Here is a 20,320-nt window from a genome sequence, read left to right as displayed (position 1 = left end):
ACATGCCAAGCGATGATGGCGCCAGAATGAATAGCCATCAGCTTTCCAGGGACTGGCGGGCGAAATAGATACGGATGGCGCGGGCCATCACATCGGCAAAGCGTTCACGCCCGGCGGGGGAGGCAAGCCGCTGCGCGTCTTCCAGGTTTGTGATGTATCCCGATTCGTACAGCACGCCCGGCACATCGGGTGCGCGCAATACGGCGAGCGATGCGGAGCGGCGCGGTTCGGGGCGGAATTGCAAAGTGCCCTGCCCTTCACGCTCTATCAACCGTGCGAACTGGCCGGATCGATCCGATGTGCGGCGCTGGGAAAGTTCCACCAGTATCGCGTTGACGGCCATATCCTGGCCCGAAAGATCGACACCGTTGAGGACGTCGGCATTGTTCTCCCGCTCGGCAAAGCGGGCGGCAGCTTCGGACGATGCGGTTTCGGACAGGGTATAGATGGTCGCGCCGGTCACGCCTTCTGAATCTCCGGCAGAATCGGCATGGATGGAAAGAAACAGGTCCGCCCCCATGGCCCGCGCAATTTCGGCGCGTTCTTCCAAAACGATGAAACTGTCATCATCGCGCGTCATGGCCACGCGGATGCCGCCCTCTTCCAACAGGCGATCGCGCAAGGCCTGCGCCAGGCCAAGGACAATGGTCTTTTCCCGGTAGTTCTCGTTGACCGCACCCAGATCAGGGCCGCCATGCCCGGCATCGATCACGATCAACGGGCGCGTTGGATCGCTGGGGCCGCTGATTTCGGGAAGGCCAATTGTGGCAGAGCCATCCGGCAGGGCCACCCGCACCACATAGTCACGTCCCATCACCGGCACGGGTATCGATGCGCCAACGGCATACAGCGCCCCGACCAGCAGAACCGGAAGAGCGAATAGCAGGCCGATCTGCACGCGATACGACATACGTTTGGCGATATGCCCTTTCTGCCTGGCGTCGCGCTGGCCTCATCCGAGCCGGCACGCGAAGGCGCAGTAAACTGTCTGCAACCTCAAGAGAATTATGCGTGAACGCGCAACAAGGTTGCCGTGGCTTTCCCCGGATGCTAGCAAATCCACAGCCGGTGCAATATTGCAAGCCGGCAGTCCCGGACAGGTTGAATTTACACCTGCCGGCAATGCTTACAGGTTGATGCCGCGATGCAAAGTAAAAGCCAGCAAGCCAAGATGCTACCGATCGGTCGCATTATGGCTGCAAGGCTTCCAGCGCAGATGCAAACCCTGCGCCTTATCATCGCGACAGACACGTTTCGCACCCTTGTTCGCCACCCGGCAAATCGCCGGGCCGACAGGGTGATGATTTCCTTTTCCCGCATTTCTGGCGGGGTTCACACATATCGGCAATCCCCTCCCCCCGGTTCGGCTTTACGCCCTCCGGCAGGCGCAGGGGCGATTGCCCGGAGAATAATACATGGCAACGCGCATGCTTATCGATGCGCGCCACCCGGAAGAAACACGGGTGGCGGTGCTCAAGGGAAACCGAATTGAGGAATTCGATTTCGAATCTGCCGAACACAAGCAGATAAAGGGCAATATATATCTAGCAAAAGTCACCAGGGTTGAACCGTCGCTGCAAGCGGCGTTCGTCGATTTTGGCGGCAATCGCCACGGCTTTCTCGCCTTCAGCGAAATTCATCCCGATTATTACCAGATCCCCGCTCAGGACCGAGAGGCCCTGTTGGCGGAGGAGCATGCTGCTGCGGAAGAAGAAGCCCAGCTTCGTGCCGAAGAGGATGAAGAAGATGGCGTCGCCACCGATGATGGTGACGATGAAGATGACGACGATGAAGGCGGTCTCGAGGAAATCGACACCAGCGAGAAGGACGACGTCTCCACCATCGAGGACGGTCACGTAGAGCACGGGGAAGACGATTCCTCTGACGACAGTGACGATGAGGACGATGATTCGGACGATAGCGGCAATGGCCGTAATCAGCGCCGTGGCCGTGGTCGCGGTGGGCCGAAGGGTCGCCGTCAGCAGAACCGTCGCGGTGGCAGCCGTGCGAAGGAAATTGATGAGGCGCGCGCAAAGCGCCAAGCGCTGCGTCGCCGTTACAAGATCCAGGACGTTATCCAGCGCCGCCAGGTGTTGCTGGTGCAGGTCGCCAAGGAAGAGCGCGGCAACAAGGGTGCAGCGCTCACCACCTATCTCTCGCTGGCGGGCCGCTATTGCGTGCTTATGCCCAATTCCAGCCACGGCGGCGGGATCTCGCGCAAGATTTCCAACGGCGGAGATCGCAAGCGCCTGAAGAGCATCGTCAGCGATCTCAGCCTGCCGCGCACCATGGGCCTGATCGTACGCACCGCCGGACTGTCGCGCACCAAGACAGAAATCAAGCGTGATTTCGATTACCTCGCCCGCCTGTGGGACGAGATTCGTGAGCGCACGCTCGGCTCCGCCGCGCCCAGCCAGATCCATTCCGATTCAGACCTGATCAAGCGCGCCATTCGCGACATCTACAATCGAGAGATCGAGGAAGTGATCGTGGAGGGCGAAGGCGGTTACAAGGCTGCCAAGGCTTTCATGAAGCTATTGATGCCCAGCCACGCCCGGCGGGTGAAAAGCTATAATGATCCCGTGCCGCTGTTCCAGCGCTATGGCGCGGAGGATCAGCTATCGGCGATGTATGATCCGATGGTGCAGCTGAAATCGGGCGGCTATTTGATCATCAACCCGACCGAGGCGCTGGTGTCCATCGACATCAACTCTGGCCGTTCCACCAAGGAACACGGCATCGAACAGACCGCGCTGCACACCAATCTGGAAGCGGCGAAGGAAATCGCGCGCCAGCTGCGCCTGCGCGACATGGCCGGCCTGGTGGTGATCGACTTCATCGACATGGAACGCACCGGAAATGTGCGCAAGGTTGAGCGGTGCATGAAGGATGCACTGAAGAACGATCGTGCACGCATCCAGGTGGGCCGCATTTCCGGCTTTGGCCTGATGGAAATGAGCCGCCAGCGCCTGCGCACCGGCGTGCTGGAAGCGACCACGCGCGAATGTCCGCATTGCGACGGCACGGGGCTTGTCCGCACCGCCAGCTCCGCCGGACTTTCCGCGCTGCGCCTGATCGAGGATGAGGCCGCCAAGGGCAAAGGCACGGTGATCACCCTGCACGCTTCCACGGAAGCTGCGGTGTACCTGCTGAATGCCAAGCGCGCCGATCTGGCAGAGATCGAACAGCGTTATGGCGTGATCGTGGAAGTGAAGCCGGAAGGCGAGGATGAAGGCGCCAAGATGCGTGTCGTTTCATCCGGCCCCCGCCCCGCCGAAGCACCGAAGTTCGAGCCGATCATTGATGATGACGATGATGACGACATCGGCAGCGATGGCGATGATGACGGTGACGACGACACCGAAGACAGCGACAATGACGACAATGATGGCAGTGGCAGGAAACGCCGCCGCCGTCGTGGTGGACGCGGTCGTAACAAGGGTCGTTCGCAGGACGAGGATCAAAAGGACAATTCCGACGATTCCGATGATGGCGACGACGATGGAAACGACGGCGAGAATGCCTCTGAAGACAATGACGGCAATGACGGCGAGAACAAGCCACGTCGCCGTCGCGGTCGCCGGGGTGGTCGCGGTCGCAATCGCAAGCGCCAGGATGGTGACGCATCATCGAATGACGATGACACGGCGGGATCAGATGCCGAAGCTGATACGGCCGAAGCACCTGCTGCAGAAAAGAGCGATGCAGAAGCTGGCCAGTCCGATACCCCGGTAGAGGACGCCAAAGTCGAAGCAGCCGAGGAAGAGCCCAAGCCAAAGCCGCGGCGCACACGCCGCAAGAAGGCCGATGCAGAAGCTCCCGCAGAAACAGAGGCAGGGGCAGCAACCACAGCCAAGACTGATGAGGCTGCGGAGACTGAGGCCGAAGCCAAGCCCAAGCCCAAGCGCACGCGGCGCAAGAAGGCGGAGCCTGCCGCGGAAAGCGAAGCTGCGGCAATCGCCGAAACCGTAACGGAAGACGCACCGGCCGAGGAAAAGCCGAAGCCCAAGCGCACCCGTCGCAAGAAGGCGGATACGCCTGCAAAGGCTGAGGAAGCTCAACCTGAGAAAGCGGAAGCCAAGCCAAAGCTGGACGGTGGTGACAAGCCTGTGATCTCAGAGGTTTTAACTGGTGACGTAGCGCCGCTCGCCGATAAGGATGCGAAGGCGGATAATGCTGACCAGTCCGATGGCGATGATGGCGTGAACGAAGACGGGTCTCCCCGTCGCGGATGGTGGCAACGCACGTTCGGTAATTAATCTCGGCAAGACAGGAAGCTATCCATGGAGAAACTCCCGGTCACAGTCATCATGCTGGCGGCCCAGCGCACGGGCGTCATCAATCCGATTGCCGAGCGCGCTGGCGTCAGCCACAAATGCCTTGCCCCGATCTGCGAAAGCCCGCTGATCTCGCATGTCCTGGAAGCGCTAACCACGCTTCCGGGCATTCGCGAGATCCGCGTGGTGCTGGAACCGGACGGTCAGGCCGAAGTAGACAAGGTGCTGGAAACCTTCCGCCCTCGCGGAACGCCCATCACCATTGTCGATAGCGATCCCAATATCGTGGAAAGCGTGCTGGCCGCCGCCAAGGGTGAAGATGGACCTTTCATCGTCACCACCGCGGACAATGTATTGTTAACGCATGACGGCTTTGAAAAAGTGCGCAGTGCCTTGCACGGTGCGGACGCCGTGATCGGCATCACCACGCGCGAACGCGTGCAAGCCGTTCACGAACGCGGCCAGCGCGGATTTTACGACTTCAAGGATGCGGGCTACGCCAATTGCAATCTCTATGGCCTGGCCAATGACAAGGGCTTGAAAGCGGCTGACGTGTTCCGCGAAGGCGGGCAGTTTCAGGCGAACAAGGGCCGCATGGTCCGCGCGTTCGGATTGCTCAATATCGTGATGATGCGATTTGGCCTTGTCACCATGCGCGACAGCTTGAAACGGGTTGGCAAGCGCTTTGGCGCGAAGCTGGATGCAGTGGTGTTCGATGACGGCGCGCTGGCCATCGACGTCGATAATTGGCGTACCTACGCGATTTGCGAATGGGTACTGGGCCAACGACTTGGCATGGAAATTCCCAAGCCGGAGATTGAAGCCTGGGTTTGAGCGATCCGGGGTCCGAAAAGGCTCTGCGTTGAGACCGGACGCTTCAGTCCGATCGTTTATCGCGGGCTCAGCAGGCTGCGAATATCCTCCAGATCGCTGGGCTTGTCCGCATCCACCGCGGCCAGCCCGCTTTCGGCCTGCACCAGCCTCGCCTCTATCCCCAACCTCCTGCCAAGCTTGATGATGCCCTGCGCCAGCTTCAGCCGACCCAGCGCGTAGGTAAGCAGGGTGCCAATGCCAAGCCGCCGGGCGATGCGCCATGGCCGCTTCCGGTCCGCCTCCACCGCTTGCCAGCTATCGATGGCCGCGCGCGCCTTCGGCGTCTTCAGGAAAAACAGGTTGCAGCCGGACCATTGCCCGTCGGCAAACCGCATATAGGTGCGGCGGCTGCCGGGCAGTGTAGCCTCAATCTGCTCGCGCCGGGCCAGCATGATGCCAATATCGGCATCATCGGGGGTATCGGCCACAAGTTGCCTCACCCATTCGCTTTCCAGCAGCGCGTGGTCTGCCGTGGTCACCACCATGGGGCCGCCGAAACGTTCAAATGCTATTGCGGTGCTATCGCTTGGCCCGCGCCCTGTTGGCAGAACCTGCGCGCCGAGCTGCGTTGCCAGGGCCATCACCGCAGGGTCATCGCAGGAAACACCGATGGGCTGCGCCCCGCTTTTTTGCAGAGCGGTCAGCACCCGTTCCAGCAACGGACGGCCTTCGATCTCTATCAGTGCCTTGTGCGATGTGCCCTGTGCCTTGGCCAGCGGATCACCACCCGGACGCGTGCCGGCAAGCACCACGGCGGAAAAGATCAAGCGGTGTCTCCTTGCGTGCGAAGCTTGCGCAGGATGATCCACACGATCACGCTCATCGCCAGATAGAAAATGCCCATCGCCACCGCCACGGCCCAGCCCACCCCGGTCGGTCCGGCGAAGACGAAAGCGGGCACTGCGATGGCAAGTGCCGCCACGGACAAGAGCCGCGCCAGCAGCGCATAACGCGCATGGCCAGTGGAATAGAGCATGGGTTCATAGGCGACGCTGGCCAGTTCAAAGCCCGCGCCCACGGCCAGCGGCACCAGCACCACAGCACCGCGCGCATAATCGCTGCCGCCGATCAGCACCAGCAGCGGCTCACCAGCGAAGATGGCCAGCAGCAGCACCGATACGCCAGCCAGGGCCGCGATTGCGGAGATCCGGCGAACAAGCTTGGTGAAATCATGGGCAGCATCGGACATGCGCGACATGGCAAATTCGGGCAGTACGGCGCGCGCCACCAAAACGGTGAACTGCTTCGCCCCCACCGCCAACTGATCGGCCAGCCGGTAGAGGCCAGCAGCGCTGGTGCCGAGGAAGAAGCCCACGGCCAGCAGCGGCCCTTGGCGGACGACAGCATCCAGCGTGGTGGCCATGTAGGTCACGCCAAAAAATCCGCGAACCCCGGTGTTCTCGTCCAGCATCTGCCGAAATTGCCCGAAATTGCGCCAGTGAAATGCATCGGGTGCAAGACGCGCGGCCACGATCCAGTACAGCAGGCCCGACAGCAGATCGAAAAAGGCCCAAGCAAACAGGAATTTCACCACGCTGGCGCCGGTCGCCAGGATAATGCCGCTGGCGATCAGGCGACCCGTGGGGATGATAGCCTCGATATACATGCCCACGTCAAAGCGATCCAAGACGCGCACGATGCCGCTGGGCGTGGTCAGCCGTGACCACATCAGCGCGCAGGCGAACAGGAAACCGGGCACGACATAGGCCGGGTTCAGTTCAAGCGCGCTGGAAAAGCCGAAATAGAGGATGGCGGCCACCAGGCAGCCGGTGATGGCGCCCAGAATATCGGCGGAGGCGCAGAACCAGATGAGTCTGCCAAAGCGACTGTCATGGCGATCCACCACGTGCCGCGCGCCATAGCGCACAAGGGTTTGCCAGGTTTGAAACCCGGCCACCGCCACAAGTGCCTGCGCCGTGCCGAAGATGAGCGAGAAATGGCCGAAATCCTTCATGCCCAGCGAACGGGCGAGGATTGCCAGGTAGAAAAAGCTGCAAATGGCGCCAAAGCCCTTGCCGCCCAAAATCCAGGCCAGATTGCGCAGGATATTGGACAGCCCGTCTCTGCGGGGGGCTTGTTCTGTATCCGGCGTCATCGCGCGGTGCTTTGAACGAAATCGGGCCTCTGCGCAATTCAATGCTTTTCGTGCCTCCAACTCACTCCTATGCCCCTCCCGCCATGCGTGCCCTGTTCCTGTTCAATCACGATGCCGGTCATCAGGTTGCCCATCTGGCGGGGATCGCGGCTGCCACGGCTCGGCTGCACCCGGATATCGAGACGGTGGCCGCATTTGCCACGCCATCGATAAAGGCCAGGCTGGATAGCCTGATCGCGCCCGAAGATGCCGCCTTGATCCGCTGGGAAGACCTGTCGCTAAGCCCGCTACAGGCCGCAGTGGCGCGCCCGTTCGACCGGGTATTTCCGGCAAGTCGCCTGTGGCGGCTGCGTGCGCATCGGCAGCTGTTCGGCTCGGCAGATATGATCATTTCGACAGAGCGCACCTGCCTGCGGCTGAAGAAGGATCTGCCACAGTCGCGCATGCCATTGTTCGCCAAGGTGCCCCATGGCGCGGGTGATCGCAGCGTGGCCTATCACCCGGATTATCGCCGCTTCGATCGCAGCTTCGTTGCCGGGCCCAAGGTGGTGGATCAGCTGGTGGCTCACGGCGTGGAGCGGGATCGCCTGGTGATCGTCGGCTATCCGAAGTTCGAGGGGGTGGACCTGGATGGAGCAACCGATTTCTTCGGCAATGGCCGCCCCACCTTCGTCTATAATCCGCATTTCGATCCCAACCTTTCCAGCTGGTATTCCAGCGGCCCCGATCTGCTGCGCTGGTTTGCGGGGCCGGAGGGACGGCGCTTCAACCTGATCTTCGCGCCGCATGTGATGCTGTTTCGCAAACGGCTGCATGTCTCGCCGGAATACCGTATCGCGCACCTTCGGCCGGATATTCCGGCAGAGGCGCTGGCGGCGGACAATATCCTTGTCGATCTGGATGGCCCGCGCCTGTTCGATATGAGCTACACGCTGTCAGCCGATGCCTATATCGGCGATGTCTCAAGCCAGATTTACGAATTTCTGGTCCACCCGCGCCCTGCGTTTTTCATCGATTCCCGCAAACAGCGAAAGGCGCAGGATGACGAGTGGCACCTGTTCTGGGATGCAGGACCGGTTGTGCATGATTGCGCCCAGCTGATGAAACTGCTGCCCGATCACGCGCGGATCGGAGCGCATTACAGGGCGCGGCAGGAAGAGATATTCCGATACACCATCGATATCACCGATACACCGCCCAGCACGCGCGCGGCCAATGCCATTGCAGAGGCGATCAGGTCTCGAGCGGATCGATAACCCGCCATCCGCGCACCCTCGCCCGTCGCGCCTGCGATGCGGAGCTGGTCACGAAGATCGGCTCGTCCGCCCAATCCAGCAGCGGGGCATCGGCGAAACTGTCTGACGCAAAGCGGATACTGGCCCGATCCCTTGGTATGCCCTCGCCTTCCAGCCATGCGAGAACGCGCGCCTTCTTGCTAGCTCCATAGCAATTGCCGCCGGGAATAGCGTCGCCGTCCCATTGCGTGGCAATCACTGCATCGAAGCCTAGCGCCGCGGCAAATGCGGTTGCGTAAAATTCGAATGCCGCGGTCGCGATCACCAGTCGGGCGCCAGCCCTGCGATCCTGCTTTAGTTCTGCCATGGTTTTCGGCATCAGGCCGGGATTGGCGATGAAACGGCTTGCGAAAGCTTCGCCAACGCTACGCAAACGATCGGGGCTGGCCGAACCGGTCATCAACCGAAGGCCGAAGCGCTTCAGCGCGGTGCGGGAATACAGCCCTGCACGATAGCCAAGCATAGCCACTATCCAAATCGGCAAGGCGAGCAATCGCCATGGCGCAGTGCGGCGCGCGCAGAACATCAGGAAGGGCGTGAAAGTGGCGCGCTGCGTCAGCGTCCGGTCAAGATCGTAGATTGCGATGCGCACGCGAGGCCCGCTGCCACCGGGCGCGGCTTTGCGCAAGGCGCATGCGTTGCAGGACGTAGCGGCGCCCTATGGTTCGATGCGCTCACCCTTCCAATCGAACACGTCGCCGCTGTCTTCAGGCGTTAATCCCTCCAGCACGGAAAGCAGGTTTGCGGCGCTGTCCTCTGGCGCGGTCAGTTGCCCTTCCGGCAGATTGTTCTGGAAGGGCTCGGAAAGCTGCGTGTCTACGGTGCCGGGGTGAAGGCCCACGATGATGGCCTGCTTATGCGTGCGGCCCAGCTCTATGGCGAAATTGCGTATCAGCATGTTCAGCGCAGCCTTGCTGGCGCGGTAACTGTGCCAGCCCCCGATGCGGTTATCCCCGATGGAGCCAACGCGCGCCGAAATGGCGGCAAAGCTGGCAGGCTCTGTTCGGGGGAAGAGCGGCAGCACATGCTTTGCGATCAACGCGGGGCCGATGGTGTTGAGGTGCATCACGCGCGCCATTGCGGCGCTGTCCAACTGCTTTAATGTGCGCTCCGGCCCGGTGCCGTTCGCCAGTGTCAGCAAGCCTGTGGCCACGATAACCAGATCGGGCGCGGGCGTTCCCCATGCGGCCACCGCGCTCGCGATACTGGCCTCGTCATCAAGATCGAAAGAAAAGGGGGTAACGCCGTCAATGTCCGGCCCCTCCCTCGCGCGCGAACCAGCCAGCACGGGGATGCCGCGCCGGGCCAGCGTTTCAACCAGCGCACGGCCGATTCCGCCGCTGCTTCCGAAGATTGCCGCCCGTTGCCAGATCATGCGCTTCCTTTCCTACAATTGCCCTTCGCCATAAGCCCGCCGCATGGCTAACGAAACACCCGCTCAAGCCCGTATTTGCACCGCGTTCAGCACCGCCCATATAGAGAGAACGTTTTTCCGCTCTGGACACTGTTCCATGTGTTCCACGTTAGTTGGAAAATCGGCACGATACGGGCATATTTGCAAAGCTTCGCCTTGCCCTCGCCCGCTGTTTGGTTAGATAGGCGGTCAAACGCTTTAGGGACGATTATTTCATGGCCACCTTCACTCTCCCCAAGAACAGCAAGATCCGCAAGGATGGCGAGGTCCACACGGCGACCAGCGGCGGCAAGATCAAGAAATTCCGCATCTATCGCTACGATCCCGACAGCGGCAAAAACCCCAGCTACGATACGTTCGAGGTCGATCTGGACGAATGCGGCCCGATGGTTCTGGATGCCCTGTTCAAGATCAAGAACGAGATCGATCCTACGCTCACCTTCCGCCGCTCCTGCCGTGAAGGCATCTGCGGTTCGTGCGCGATGAACATGAACGGCAAGAACGGCCTGGCCTGCACCACCGCGATCGAGGATGTGAAGGGCGATATCCGCATCACCCCGCTGCCGCATATGGAAGTGGTGAAGGATTTGGTGCCCGATTTCACCCACTTTTACGCGCAATACGCATCCATCCGTCCCTGGCTTCAAACCGTTTCCACCACGCCTTCCGGTAAGGAACGTTTGCAGACACCGGAACAGCGTGAAGACCTGGATGGCCTTTACGAATGCATCCTGTGCGCGTGCTGCTCCACCGCCTGCCCCAGCTATTGGTGGAACAGTGACAAGTTCCTGGGCCCGGCCATTCTGTTGCAGGCCTATCGCTGGCTGGCGGACAGCCGCGATGAAATGACCGGAGAGCGACTGGAAGAGCTGGAAGATCCCTTCCGCCTCTATCGCTGCCACACGATCATGAACTGCGCGAATGTCTGCCCGAAGGGTCTTTCCCCGGCAAAGGCCATTGCGGAAATCAAGAAGATGCAGGCAGAGAAGCACATTTGACGATGGGCATTGCAGAGGGACAAACGGCTGAAGGTGGCTGCCTGTGCGGCGCGATCCGCTATACCGTCACCGGGTCGGAACTGTTCACCTCTCAATGCTGCTGCAAGGATTGCCAGAAGGCAACCGGCACGGGCCACACCACCATCGTGGGCCTGCGCCGCGCCCAGCTTGAACTGCGCGGCGAACCCAAGACCTACACCAATGATGGCGACACCGGTGGCAAGGTAACGCGCCATTTCTGTGGCAATTGCGGCGGGCGTCTGTTCACCACCGGAGATTTGCCGGGAGACGAAATGGCGATCCTGCAGGCAGGCTCGCTCGATGATCCCAATATCGTCTCTCCTGAAAGCGTGATCTATGTGAAAGACGCGCCGAAGTGGGATTTCTTCGATCCCGCCCTTCCCCAGTTCGAGGCCATGCAACCGCGCGAACGATGAGCGGGATGCTTTCTCGTTACGAGCAGCTTATCGCTGCCGAAGAACTGCGTCCCGATGAAGATCAACGCCGCGCGGCAGTGCGGCTTGATCAATTGCAGAAAGAGCTGGAGGCGGAACAGTCGGGCGGCCTGCTGGGCCAGCTGTTCTCTCGCAAGAAAGCGCGGCCGCAAGGCGTCTACATGGTCGGCGGCGTCGGCCGCGGTAAATCCATGCTGATGGACCTGTTCCATTCCTCGCTGGACATCGCCGAGAAGCGCCGCGTCCATTTCCACGCCTTCATGCAGGAAGTGCACGCCGCGCTAAGGGAAGCCCGCAAGAGCGAGAGCGGCGATCCCATTCCTCCCGTGGCGCGGGCGCTGGCGCAAGATCTGAAGGTTCTGGCCTTTGACGAAATGGTGGTGAACAACTCCGCCGATGCCATGATCATGAGCCGGCTGTTCACCCACCTCATATGTGAGCAGAACGTCGCCATCGTCACCACCAGCAACCGCCATCCTGATGAGCTTTACAAGGACGGGCTGAACAGGGAGCATTTCCTCCCTTTCATCGACCTTATCCAGAGCGAGCTCGACGTGATTGCTCTGGACGGGCCGACCGATTACCGGATGGAGCGGATCGGCGGGCTGGACACCTGGCATACGCCGCTGGGGGATGCGGCAACGGCCAAGGTGCGAGAGGCATTTTTCCGCCTTACCGACTATCCGCCAGAAGATGCAGAGCATGTCCCCAGCACCGATCTGGACCTTGGCGGCGGCCGTATGTTGCACGTGCCAAAGGCGCTGAAGGGGGTTGCCGTCTTCAGTTTCAAACGCCTGTGCCAGCAGCCGCGCGGCGCACCCGATTATCTGGCTATCGCCCAGGCTTATCACACGGTGATCATCGTTGGCATTCCCCAGATGGACAAGGATATGCGGAACGAGGCAAGCCGCTTCGTTACCCTGATCGATGCGCTGTACGAAAACCGCGTGAAGCTGTTCGCCACGGCCGCCGCAGAGCCGGAAAACCTGTATCCCGCCGGTGACGGCGCATTTGAGTTCCAGCGCACCGTCAGCCGCCTGAAGGAAATGCAGAGCGAGGAATACATGGCGCTCGGCCACGGTGTTGCTGATTAGGTAATACCCAGGCGCGCCAAAGAGCGGTCTAGCATGATGAGTTGCCACAACACGCGCGAATGGTCCGCCCGTCCTGCGATATGCTCCTCCGCTATCAGGGACAGGCGATTGTTGTCGAACCAGCCCGTTCGCGCCAGCATTGCACTCTTGGCAATGCCGCGCGCCTTGCCCGCCAGCGGACCGCGCAGCCATTCTGCAATCGGGGTGACGAAGCCTTGCTTGGGACGGTACAGAATATCGTCAGGCAGGTATCGCTCCATCGCCTTTTTCAGCAACCATTTGCCCTGCCGCCCCTTCACCCGCAGCCCATCGGGCAGGCCAGCGGCGAATTCGACAAGGCGATGGTCCAGCAGTGGCTCTCGCGCTTCAAGGCTGGTCGCCATGCTGGTGCGGTCCACCTTGGTGAGGATATCGCCGGGCAGCCAGAATTTCAGATCGGCATATTGCGCCACGTCCAGCCTGCTGCGCGCCGGGGCTGTGTCCATCAGGTCCAGCAGCGGTTGCTCCGCCCGGTAATCGCCCAGCTTGGTAAGCAGTTCGGGTGAGTAGAGGGCAAAGCGGCTTTCCGGCGGCAGCACGCTCAGGGCGCGGGCGTATCCGCTCTCTCCCGATCCGGCCAATGACAGCAGAGTGGTCTTCGCCCGCAGGGGGCGCGGTGCCCAGTCGGCCTTGGGATACATGCGGCCCAGTGGGCCCAGCACCTTCGTTCGCACGGCCTCTGGCAACAGCTTGCGCAGCCGCTCTTCATGTGCGTGGAACACCTGCCTGCGATAACCCGCCAGCGCCTCGTCCGCGCCATCCCCGGACAGCGCGACGGTGACATTCTCCTTCGCCAGTTGGCACACCCGCCACGTAGGCAAGGCAGAGGCATCGGCGAAAGGCTCGTCGAACATGCCGGCAATCGCGTCAATCGCGTCGAACTGGTCCGCACTTACCGTGCGCGCCTGATGATCGGTGGCGAACAGGCGGGCCACCTTTTCGGCGTGGCTAGTTTCATCAGCGCTGGCGACGTCAAACCCTATGGAGCAGGTCTTCACCGGCTGCCGGCTTGCCTCAGCCATGAAGGCCACCACGCTGGAGCTGTCCACCCCGCCCGAAAGGAACGCGCCCAGCGGCACATCGGACACCATCCTGCTGGTAACGCCCTGTTGCAGGTGATGCAGCAATTCCGCTTCCAGGTCCTTCGCCTTGCCCCTGTGCCGCTGGGCAAAGCTGATGTCCCAATATTGGCAAGGCGTGGCCACGGCGCTGTCATGCTGCAACAGCAGGGTGTGACCGGCGGGAAGCTTGTGCACGCCATGCAGGATGGAGCGGTGATCGGGCACATAGCCCCACGCCATGTAATCCTCGATTGCGCGCGGATCGATCTCGCGGCGCATCAATGGGTGCGCCAGCAGGCCTTTAAGCTCCGAGGCGAAGGCTACCGATCCATCGGAAAGCTGGGTGTAGAACAGCGGCTTTACGCCAAAGCGATCGCGGGCGAGAAATAATTCCCGACGTTTGCGATCGTAGATGGCGAAGGCGAACATGCCGTACAGATGCTTCACGCAATCGGCACCCCACTGCTCATACGCGGCGAGGATCACCTCGGTGTCACCATCTGTCTGGAAGGTTACATCGCGGGCGATCAGTTCTTTGCGCAGTTCGCGGAAGTTGTAGATCTCGCCGTTGAAACTAATCACCAGGCGCTCGCTGGCGGAATGCATCGGCTGCGGCGAACCCTCGACATCGATGATGGAGAGGCGGCGATGGCCCAGCCCCACGCCGGGCGCCGTCCAGATGCCCGAACCATCCGGCCCGCGATGGGCCAGCACATCCGTCATCCGTTCAACCCGCGCGGGGTCTACCGGTTTGATTGTTCCGCAATGAAAGAGGCCCGCGATCCCGCACATGACGGCGGATTAGTCCAGCCCGGCCACAGCGTCCATCCATTCAGGCAGCGGGGACGTGGATTTGATGAATGCGCCCATGGTTTCCTCGGCATTCTGCGATGCAGTGTCCTCTGCGGACAGGATAAGCATGATCGTTGGCTGGGGCGCTGCGATTAGCCGGTCCTGCATGTTTGACAGCTTCAGCTGTAATCGGCTGCTGCCCGTCCAATCGCCATGGCGATACCAGGTGTAGGCCACCCGCTGGTGCAGACCCAGCGCCTGAAGCCTGTCCCCCGTGGCACCACGTGGAGCGTCTGCCGATGCGAGCCAGCGCCATTCGCCATCGGGCGGCAGAGCCCCTTCGCCAAACGCACCGGCCTCGCGCCCGTCCTCCTGCGCAGCATACAGGGCGTAGATTACGTCCACCGTCCGCCCCTGTCTATCGCGATATGTCCCCACCAGCTTGTGATCGGCGCCGCCAGCGCGCGCTTCCCACGGGTATCCGTGGCTGACCGCGCTTCTGGTCCAGCCCTCGATTTCGGGAAGTTCGATGCGAGCGGGCAGCTCCGCCTCCACGCTGCGCGCCTGTGTGGACCACATCAGCATCACCAGCGCCACGCCGGCCACGGCCGCAGTAATGCTCCAGCCATTTCCGTTGAAGCGTTCCAGCCTGTCTGGCCATCCGGCGTTGATCACCCGCCCTGTATCGATGAACGGATCGTCCACCTGCCGATCGAAAAAGCGCCAGCCCATGGCGATCAACGCCGCCATGACGAGGGCGAAGAATATCCAGCCATAGAATATGTGATCGAAGCCCGCAGCAAAGCTGATGCCCTCCGACTGCGCGATATAGATCGTGCCCCATGCCCGCACGCCATTGGCGAGGATTGGCAGCAGCACTGCGGCCAGCATGAACACCGCGCGTCTTGGCCAAGAGCGAAAGCAGACATGCGAGACGAGCGTTCCCAGCGCGATCATCGCGATCAGGAATTTGACGCCGGAACAGGCCTCCGCCACTTCGAACAGCCCTGCAGGCGTATCGATGAATACGCCGTCAATCACCGCCGGAATGCCGCTCGCATGGGTCAGCGCGATGGTGATGTGCGCGGTGATCATCTGCAGGGCGGGCACCAGTTCTTCCCCGATCGGGATCAGGAACAGGCCGAATGCCAGAGGAAACAGCAGCGCCCAGGCGACACGCGGGCCAAGCAGCGTGACCACGCAAAATTGCATCGCGGTTACGATGCCTACATGGCTCAGCGTCGCTGTGCCGGAGATATCGCCCAGCAGCCAGATGAACAGCGATCCGGCAACCAGCGCCACACCGGGCCACCATGCTTGTGGCGCCAGCTTCGCCAATTGGGGAGCCCTTTGCCACACGAGCCAGGCAATGATCACCGGCACCAGCAGGATGTGATTATAGGTGGAAATATCCCAATACAGCCGCGCCATTTCCGCCCAGTCCGAGGCGAAAAGCGCAAACAGGACCGACCAGGCAAGCGCGAGCCGCAGTAATGGCTGACGCCAGCTACTCTCGACACGCTCTGCCAGCAGTGCGCGGCGCGGGGATATTGCCTCAAGCGGCATCGCGCTGCGTCCGCGGTGCTATGCCAAGCATATTGGAAAGGTCTGCCAAAGTGGCGGGCCAGCTCATATTATTCAGCACAAAACGGCGCGCTTCCTCGCCCATCGATCGGGCTTGGTCCTTTTGCTGCCAGAGGCGCAGCAGGGCAGCGGCGAAATCGGCATCGTCCTGCGTAATGATGAAATGCTGGTCGGGCCTCGCGTCGATCCCCGTCGCCGCATCGGGAGAGACGACCACGGGACGGGCCATCGCCATCGCTTCCAGCACCTTGTTCTGCACGCCGCGCGCGATGGTGAGCGGAGCGACCACGGCATCTGCACCCGCGAGCCAGGGGCGCGTATCGGACACCTCCCCCACCACATGCGTGCCGTTGGCGCCGTGTAGCGCCAGCACCTCTTTCGTAGGGGCGCGGCCCACGATGTGGAACTGTGCCGAGGGAAGCGTCTGTTGCACTAGCGACATGATCTGCTGTGCCATGCGAGTTACCGCTGCGATGTTGGGGGCGTAATCCATCTGGCCGGTGAAGACGAAATGCGGGCCATCACTTTTTAACGATGGTTCAGGGGCCACGGCAGCCGGATCAAAGGCCGCGCAATCAATTCCGTTGCCAAGCGACCGGATGTCATGACCGCCCGGCGTCCGGCTGCGCAGGAATTCAGCCTCCGCTTCGCTCACCAGCAATGTGGTGTCCGCCCGTGATACAAGGTCCGCCTCTACCCGCGAGAGCAAGCGGCCCTCGCGCCAATCGATCCAGCTCCGCGGTCCTTTGCCCGCTACGCCATACGCCTCGAACTTTGCCGAATCGACATCCACCAGGTCCACCACCAGGCGGCCTTTCCAGCTAGCAGGAACATACTGCCCCATTTGTCCGGAAAAGACGTAGATGGCCCGAATGTCGCGTTGCCGCAGCACCTCTCCGACCCAGTGGCTCAGCGCGGAGGAGCGGAAGGCGGAAAGGCTGACAGGCTCGCGGCGCAGAAGAGATTCTATCCCGGCCAGTGGCAGGCTCTTGGTGCGGCGCGGCATGCACCAGCTTGTCGCCACTTCCGACAGCATACCCTCGTTCGCCACATCGGCATCGGTTTCCGCCAGGCAGCCCACATGCACAGGCGCGATCTGCGCCAGAGCCTTCAGTATATGGTGGGATCGAATCTTGTCGCCGCGATCAGGCGGAAAAGGCAGGCGATGGGCAAGGAAGAGAATTTCACCGCTCACCCCAGCCCCCTTGCGATCAGCGGACCAAGCCTGTTGGCCAGCGCAAGCGGCAGCTTCTTCCACAGCGCGATACGCGATTGGTGTTGAGCACTGGTGGGATCGGCATCGCGCGTTTCATGGCCGGGGGCCGTCCAACTGGCGTAGGACAGCGGTTGCGGATCGAAGCCCCAGTTCTTCTTGAAGTTGTATGCACCGCTGCCTGTCTTGCTGCGTCCGAAATCAAACCGATCGCATCCGCGCCTGCGGGCGTGCAGCATCAGTTCGTAATACATGCGATCATTCGCGCGCAGGTGCCGCGCCGCGTGTGTTCCCCCGCCCCAATACGGCATGACCGCGCCATCGTGATAAAGCGAAAGCACGCTGGACACAGGTTTGCCGCCGTCCCACGCGGTGAGGATATCGGCATCGAGATTATCGAGAACTGCGGCAAACAGGCTTTTGGGAAAGACTGGCGTTCCCAGATTGCGCACGCTTTCCGCATAGACGGCGTAATGAGCGGCCCTGTCCAGCGCAGCATTGCCCATGGTCACGCGCAGATCATTGCGCAGCCCCTTGCGCACCTCTGCACGCTGCTTTCGCGGAATGGCCTTCAATTGCTCATCATCATCATCGGCCAGCGGCGCGATGAAACCGCAATGACTGTCTTCGCGCATTTGCCAATCGTCACCATACGCCGGCCCGCGCAGTTCCACCGTCGGGCAGGACAGGCGCAGCGCATATTCCTGCACCGCATCGCAAAGCTTGCGCGCTGTCTCGGCATCTTCGGCAAGCACGCCGCCTTCGACAGCGAAGCCGGAGGATGTCAGCGCCCTGCCGAAGATAGGCGAGTGAACTTCCGTCAATGGCAGCCATCCTGTTAGCCTGCCCGCGCATTCCGCCACCAGGCCGAGCGCTCGCTGGCCCGCCCCCTCTTGCACAGCAAGAAGCCATGCCGGCCGGTGAAATACCGATCCGCCTAGCTCGGCCACGAACCCCTCCAGCAGCGCGAGTTCGTCTGGCTGGCGCAGGTTAGCCGGGCGCAAGGTTGTGCGGGTATGGACGAAAGGCGCGTTCATTGCTGCACCGCTCTTTCCAGGCGGAGACGCAGATTTTCGCGCTTGGCGATGGCGTCCATCCGGCCCCACTGGAATTCCTGCACCAGATGTTCCAGCTTCACGGCCATCCGGTCAAGATTGGTGTAGTGCCGCAGGCGAGAGCGCAGCGGAGCGCCCGCGACGCGGGGCTGACCGGGATCGATTTCCCACGGATGGAAATAGAAGACGGCGGGCCGGCCCTCCGTACGATTCACCTGCCGGATGGCCCATCGGCTGAAAGAATAGGGTAGCACGCGGAAAAATCCGCCGCCGCCCGCCGCCAGTCGCTTGCCGCGAAACATTGCCGTGGTGACGGGCAACTCCACGAAATTGCTTCCCGAAACAGGCTTGAATGCGAAGCGCGGTGCCTCCGGCCAGCCATAGTGATCATGCTCTATCGGCGCGACGCTGGACGAGTAGGTATAGCCCTCTTCCGCCAGCACATCGAAGGCCCATGGCGTTCGCGCATCGATGGAGAAACTGGGCGCGCGATAGCCCACTACGTGAGTGCCGCTGGCGTCCTCAAGCACCTTGCGGGTGCGCGCAATGTCCGTTGCGAAGCTTGCCGGGTCCAGCCGGAACACACGCTGGTGATCCCACCCGTGGCTGGCGATTTCATGCCCGCGATTGGCGATTTCGTGCAGCAATTGGCCATGGCGCTGCGCCACCCAGCCCAGCGTGAAAAACGTGCCCTTGGCCTGCACGGTATCGAACAGGTCCAGTATCTGGCGAACATTGCGGTCCACCCTGTCATCCAGGGATGCCCACTGATCCCGCTCGATCACATCTTCGAACGCGCCGACCTGAAACCAGTCCTCCACATCGACTGACAAACCATTGATAATGGCGTCAGGCTTTGCCGGCACATGATCGAAATTGAGCGCGTTCACGGGGTTTCAGCTCCTTGGCCAGGCGTTCAAGCGGCCTTGCTCGAATCCATTTCGCTCTCGATCCAGTCGATCAGCATGGTCAGCGTCTGGCGGATGGTGCGTTCCTGTTCGAAGCACCGGGCTTCGACGCGCGCGATCTGTTCGCGCAGTGTTTCCACCTCCGGGTTCACGACATCGGCGATGGCGCTGTCGCGCTGCTCTGCCATCTCCACGATGGCTTGCTGCAATTCGGCGATCTGCGCGTCACGTTCTGCCAGGTATTCTTCCAGCATCTCCTTGTCGACGCGCGGCGTGGTGGGCATGGCCTTGACCGGCTCGAACACCTTTTCCGCCTCTGGCATGGGCGATGGTGCTGCTTCCGGGAAGGCGCGCTCTGCCTCCATCTCGCCCAGCACATTTTGCAGCATGGCCGCATCGATCCGGCCACGCTCTTCCACTGCGCCCAGCAGCAGCAGGCGATTGGCAATCTGGTTCACCCGGCGCGGAATGCCGCCGCTCGCCTCATAAAGTTCGGAGAACACGCGCTGATCGAAGGTGGGATTGCCGTCCCAGCCCACCTTTTTCAGGCGGTGGAAAATGTACGGCTCTATCTCGCCCTTCTGCATCGGCTCCAGATGGTGCGCTGCGATCACGCGCTGACGAAGCTGCTCCAGTCCCGGATCGCTCTGGATGGTGACGCGGAATTCAGGCTGACCCAGCAGCAGGGTTTGCAGCAGGGGATGGTTGCCCAGCTGGAAGTTCGAGAGCATCCGCAATTCTTCCAGCGCGGACACGGTGAGGTTCTGCGATTCGTCCAGCACCAGCAGGCAGCGGCGGCCTTCGCGGGCTTCCTCGTGCAGGAAGCTTTCGATCTCCGTCAGCGCGGTTGCCTTGTCGTGCCCTTCGATATCGAGGCCGAAGCTGCGCGCCACGACGTGGACGATTTCCTCGCCGTCCAGCTTGCTGGTGACGATCTGCGCCACGGTAACCTGGCTTTCGTCCAGGCTTTCCATCATGTGCGCCACCAGCGTCGATTTGCCGGAGCCGACCTCGCCTGTGATGACGATGAAGCCCTCCCCCTGCGCAAGGCCATAGCCGAGGTATGACAGCGCCTTGCGATGCGTGACGGAGCGGAAATAGAATTCCGGATCGGGCGTAAGCTGGAATGGCTTGCCGGTGAGGCCGTAGAAGTTATCGAACATGGCT

Annotated in this window: 17 protein-coding genes; 6 read left to right on the top strand and 11 right to left on the bottom strand. The window is 61.6% G+C overall.

Annotated elements, in window-relative coordinates; all coding sequences use genetic code 11:
- Positions 1-37 precede the first annotated feature (37 nt).
- Entirely contained in the window at positions 38-910 is an 873-nt protein-coding gene (locus tag GRF63_RS08185; RefSeq protein ID WP_160485549.1) for an N-acetylmuramoyl-L-alanine amidase family protein, read from the bottom strand.
- Positions 911-1,415: 505 nt separating this feature from the next.
- Between GRF63_RS08185 and GRF63_RS08180 the strand changes: the two genes are divergently transcribed.
- Positions 1,416-4,259: an Rne/Rng family ribonuclease gene (locus GRF63_RS08180; protein ID WP_160485548.1), complete on the top strand. Its 2,844-nt coding sequence runs from the start codon at positions 1,416-1,418 to the stop codon at positions 4,257-4,259.
- Positions 4,260-4,283: 24 nt separating this feature from the next.
- Positions 4,284-5,111, top strand: a complete 828-nt coding sequence (locus tag GRF63_RS08175; RefSeq protein WP_160485547.1) for an NTP transferase domain-containing protein — start codon at positions 4,284-4,286, stop codon at positions 5,109-5,111.
- Positions 5,112-5,167: 56 nt separating this feature from the next.
- Here GRF63_RS08175 and GRF63_RS08170 read toward each other — a convergent pair whose 3' ends face one another.
- Both GRF63_RS08170 and GRF63_RS08165 read right to left on the bottom strand, forming a co-directional pair.
- Positions 5,168-5,917 (bottom strand): nucleotidyltransferase family protein, encoded by a 750-nt coding sequence (locus GRF63_RS08170; protein WP_160485546.1) that lies wholly within the window; start codon positions 5,915-5,917, stop codon positions 5,168-5,170.
- Positions 5,914-7,245, bottom strand: a complete 1,332-nt coding sequence (locus GRF63_RS08165; protein WP_160485545.1) for a lipopolysaccharide biosynthesis protein — start codon at positions 7,243-7,245, stop codon at positions 5,914-5,916. The genes GRF63_RS08170 and GRF63_RS08165 overlap by 4 nt, the downstream gene beginning before the upstream one ends.
- A 41-nt stretch (positions 7,246-7,286) precedes the next feature.
- Here GRF63_RS08165 and GRF63_RS08160 point away from each other — a divergent pair, with 41 nt between their 5' ends.
- Positions 7,287-8,501: a hypothetical protein gene (locus GRF63_RS08160; RefSeq protein WP_160485544.1), complete on the top strand. Its 1,215-nt coding sequence runs from the start codon at positions 7,287-7,289 to the stop codon at positions 8,499-8,501.
- Here GRF63_RS08160 and GRF63_RS08155 read toward each other — a convergent pair.
- Together GRF63_RS08155 and GRF63_RS08150 are read right to left on the bottom strand one after the other, a co-directional pair.
- On the bottom strand, positions 8,479-9,132 hold the full coding sequence (locus tag GRF63_RS08155; RefSeq protein WP_160485543.1) for a haloacid dehalogenase-like hydrolase: 654 nt from the start codon (positions 9,130-9,132) through the stop codon (positions 8,479-8,481). The genes GRF63_RS08160 and GRF63_RS08155 overlap by 23 nt on opposite strands.
- 66 nt (positions 9,133-9,198) lie before the next feature.
- The gene (locus GRF63_RS08150; RefSeq protein WP_160485542.1) at positions 9,199-9,915 is read right to left on the bottom strand and encodes an SDR family NAD(P)-dependent oxidoreductase; all 717 of its coding nucleotides are present in this window, start codon (positions 9,913-9,915) and stop codon (positions 9,199-9,201) included.
- 254 nt (positions 9,916-10,169) lie between these two features.
- Here GRF63_RS08150 and GRF63_RS08145 point away from each other — a divergent pair, with 254 nt between their 5' ends.
- From GRF63_RS08145 to zapE, 3 genes are read left to right on the top strand one after another with little or no spacing between them, the layout of a single operon-like run.
- Positions 10,170-10,952: a succinate dehydrogenase iron-sulfur subunit gene (locus tag GRF63_RS08145; protein ID WP_160485541.1), complete on the top strand. Its 783-nt coding sequence runs from the start codon at positions 10,170-10,172 to the stop codon at positions 10,950-10,952.
- Between the two features lie 2 nt (positions 10,953-10,954).
- Positions 10,955-11,389 (top strand): GFA family protein, encoded by a 435-nt coding sequence (locus GRF63_RS08140; protein WP_237392439.1) that lies wholly within the window; start codon positions 10,955-10,957, stop codon positions 11,387-11,389.
- The gene (gene zapE, locus GRF63_RS08135) at positions 11,386-12,501 is read left to right on the top strand and encodes a cell division protein ZapE (protein WP_160485539.1); all 1,116 of its coding nucleotides are present in this window, start codon (positions 11,386-11,388) and stop codon (positions 12,499-12,501) included. The genes GRF63_RS08140 and zapE overlap by 4 nt, the downstream gene beginning before the upstream one ends.
- On the opposite strand, the gene GRF63_RS08130 is transcribed toward zapE, so the two are convergent.
- Genes GRF63_RS08130 through GRF63_RS08105 form a run of 6 tightly spaced genes read right to left on the bottom strand, consistent with a single transcriptional unit; the run spans position 12,498 to position 20,316 of the window.
- Positions 12,498-14,393: an XrtA/PEP-CTERM system amidotransferase gene (locus GRF63_RS08130; protein ID WP_160485538.1), complete on the bottom strand. Its 1,896-nt coding sequence runs from the start codon at positions 14,391-14,393 to the stop codon at positions 12,498-12,500. The genes zapE and GRF63_RS08130 overlap by 4 nt on opposite strands.
- A 9-nt stretch (positions 14,394-14,402) precedes the next feature.
- Positions 14,403-15,959, bottom strand: coding sequence for an exosortase A (gene xrtA, locus GRF63_RS08125; protein ID WP_160485537.1), 1,557 nt, complete (start codon positions 15,957-15,959; stop codon positions 14,403-14,405).
- The gene (locus GRF63_RS08120; protein ID WP_160485536.1) at positions 15,949-17,172 is read right to left on the bottom strand and encodes a TIGR03087 family PEP-CTERM/XrtA system glycosyltransferase; all 1,224 of its coding nucleotides are present in this window, start codon (positions 17,170-17,172) and stop codon (positions 15,949-15,951) included. The genes xrtA and GRF63_RS08120 overlap by 11 nt, the downstream gene beginning before the upstream one ends.
- Positions 17,169-18,227 carry a FemAB family XrtA/PEP-CTERM system-associated protein gene (locus tag GRF63_RS08115; protein ID WP_160485535.1) on the bottom strand — a complete coding sequence of 353 codons (1,059 nt, stop codon included), beginning with the start codon at positions 18,225-18,227 and terminating at the stop codon, positions 17,169-17,171. The genes GRF63_RS08120 and GRF63_RS08115 overlap by 4 nt, the downstream gene beginning before the upstream one ends.
- A complete protein-coding gene (locus tag GRF63_RS08110; protein WP_160486274.1) occupies positions 18,224-19,111 on the bottom strand; it encodes an XrtA system polysaccharide deacetylase in 888 nt (295 codons plus the stop codon). Before GRF63_RS08110 ends, GRF63_RS08115 begins: the two co-directional genes overlap by 4 nt.
- A 50-nt stretch (positions 19,112-19,161) precedes the next feature.
- Positions 19,162-20,316: an XrtA/PEP-CTERM system-associated ATPase gene (locus GRF63_RS08105; protein ID WP_160485534.1), complete on the bottom strand. Its 1,155-nt coding sequence runs from the start codon at positions 20,314-20,316 to the stop codon at positions 19,162-19,164.
- Positions 20,317-20,320: the final 4 nt, after the last annotated feature.

This window comes from Aurantiacibacter rhizosphaerae (assembly GCF_009807005.1).
GTDB lineage: Bacteria > Pseudomonadota > Alphaproteobacteria > Sphingomonadales > Sphingomonadaceae > Alteraurantiacibacter > Alteraurantiacibacter rhizosphaerae.
The sequence above is the reverse complement of the archived record's forward strand: the minus strand, read 5'-3'. Positions and strand labels throughout refer to the sequence as shown.

Excerpts from the sequence above, each read along its gene's own strand:
- GRF63_RS08185 (WP_160485549.1), bottom strand. The coding sequence starts at position 910 with ATGTCGTATCGCGTGCAGATCGGCCTGCTATTCGCTCTTCCGGTTCTG.
- GRF63_RS08180 (WP_160485548.1), top strand. The coding sequence starts at position 1,416 with ATGGCAACGCGCATGCTTATCGATGCGCGCCACCCGGAAGAAACACGG.
- GRF63_RS08175 (WP_160485547.1), top strand. The coding sequence starts at position 4,284 with ATGGAGAAACTCCCGGTCACAGTCATCATGCTGGCGGCCCAGCGCACG.
- GRF63_RS08165 (WP_160485545.1), bottom strand. The coding sequence starts at position 7,245 with ATGACGCCGGATACAGAACAAGCCCCCCGCAGAGACGGGCTGTCCAAT.
- GRF63_RS08160 (WP_160485544.1), top strand. The coding sequence starts at position 7,287 with ATGCTTTTCGTGCCTCCAACTCACTCCTATGCCCCTCCCGCCATGCGT.
- GRF63_RS08150 (WP_160485542.1), bottom strand. The coding sequence starts at position 9,915 with ATGATCTGGCAACGGGCGGCAATCTTCGGAAGCAGCGGCGGAATCGGC.
- GRF63_RS08145 (WP_160485541.1), top strand. The coding sequence starts at position 10,170 with ATGGCCACCTTCACTCTCCCCAAGAACAGCAAGATCCGCAAGGATGGC.
- GRF63_RS08140 (WP_237392439.1), top strand. The coding sequence starts at position 10,955 with ATGGGCATTGCAGAGGGACAAACGGCTGAAGGTGGCTGCCTGTGCGGC.
- zapE (WP_160485539.1), top strand. The coding sequence starts at position 11,386 with ATGAGCGGGATGCTTTCTCGTTACGAGCAGCTTATCGCTGCCGAAGAA.
- GRF63_RS08130 (WP_160485538.1), bottom strand. The coding sequence starts at position 14,393 with ATGTGCGGGATCGCGGGCCTCTTTCATTGCGGAACAATCAAACCGGTA.
- xrtA (WP_160485537.1), bottom strand. The coding sequence starts at position 15,959 with ATGCCGCTTGAGGCAATATCCCCGCGCCGCGCACTGCTGGCAGAGCGT.
- GRF63_RS08115 (WP_160485535.1), bottom strand. The coding sequence starts at position 18,227 with ATGAACGCGCCTTTCGTCCATACCCGCACAACCTTGCGCCCGGCTAAC.
- GRF63_RS08105 (WP_160485534.1), bottom strand. The coding sequence starts at position 20,316 with ATGTTCGATAACTTCTACGGCCTCACCGGCAAGCCATTCCAGCTTACG.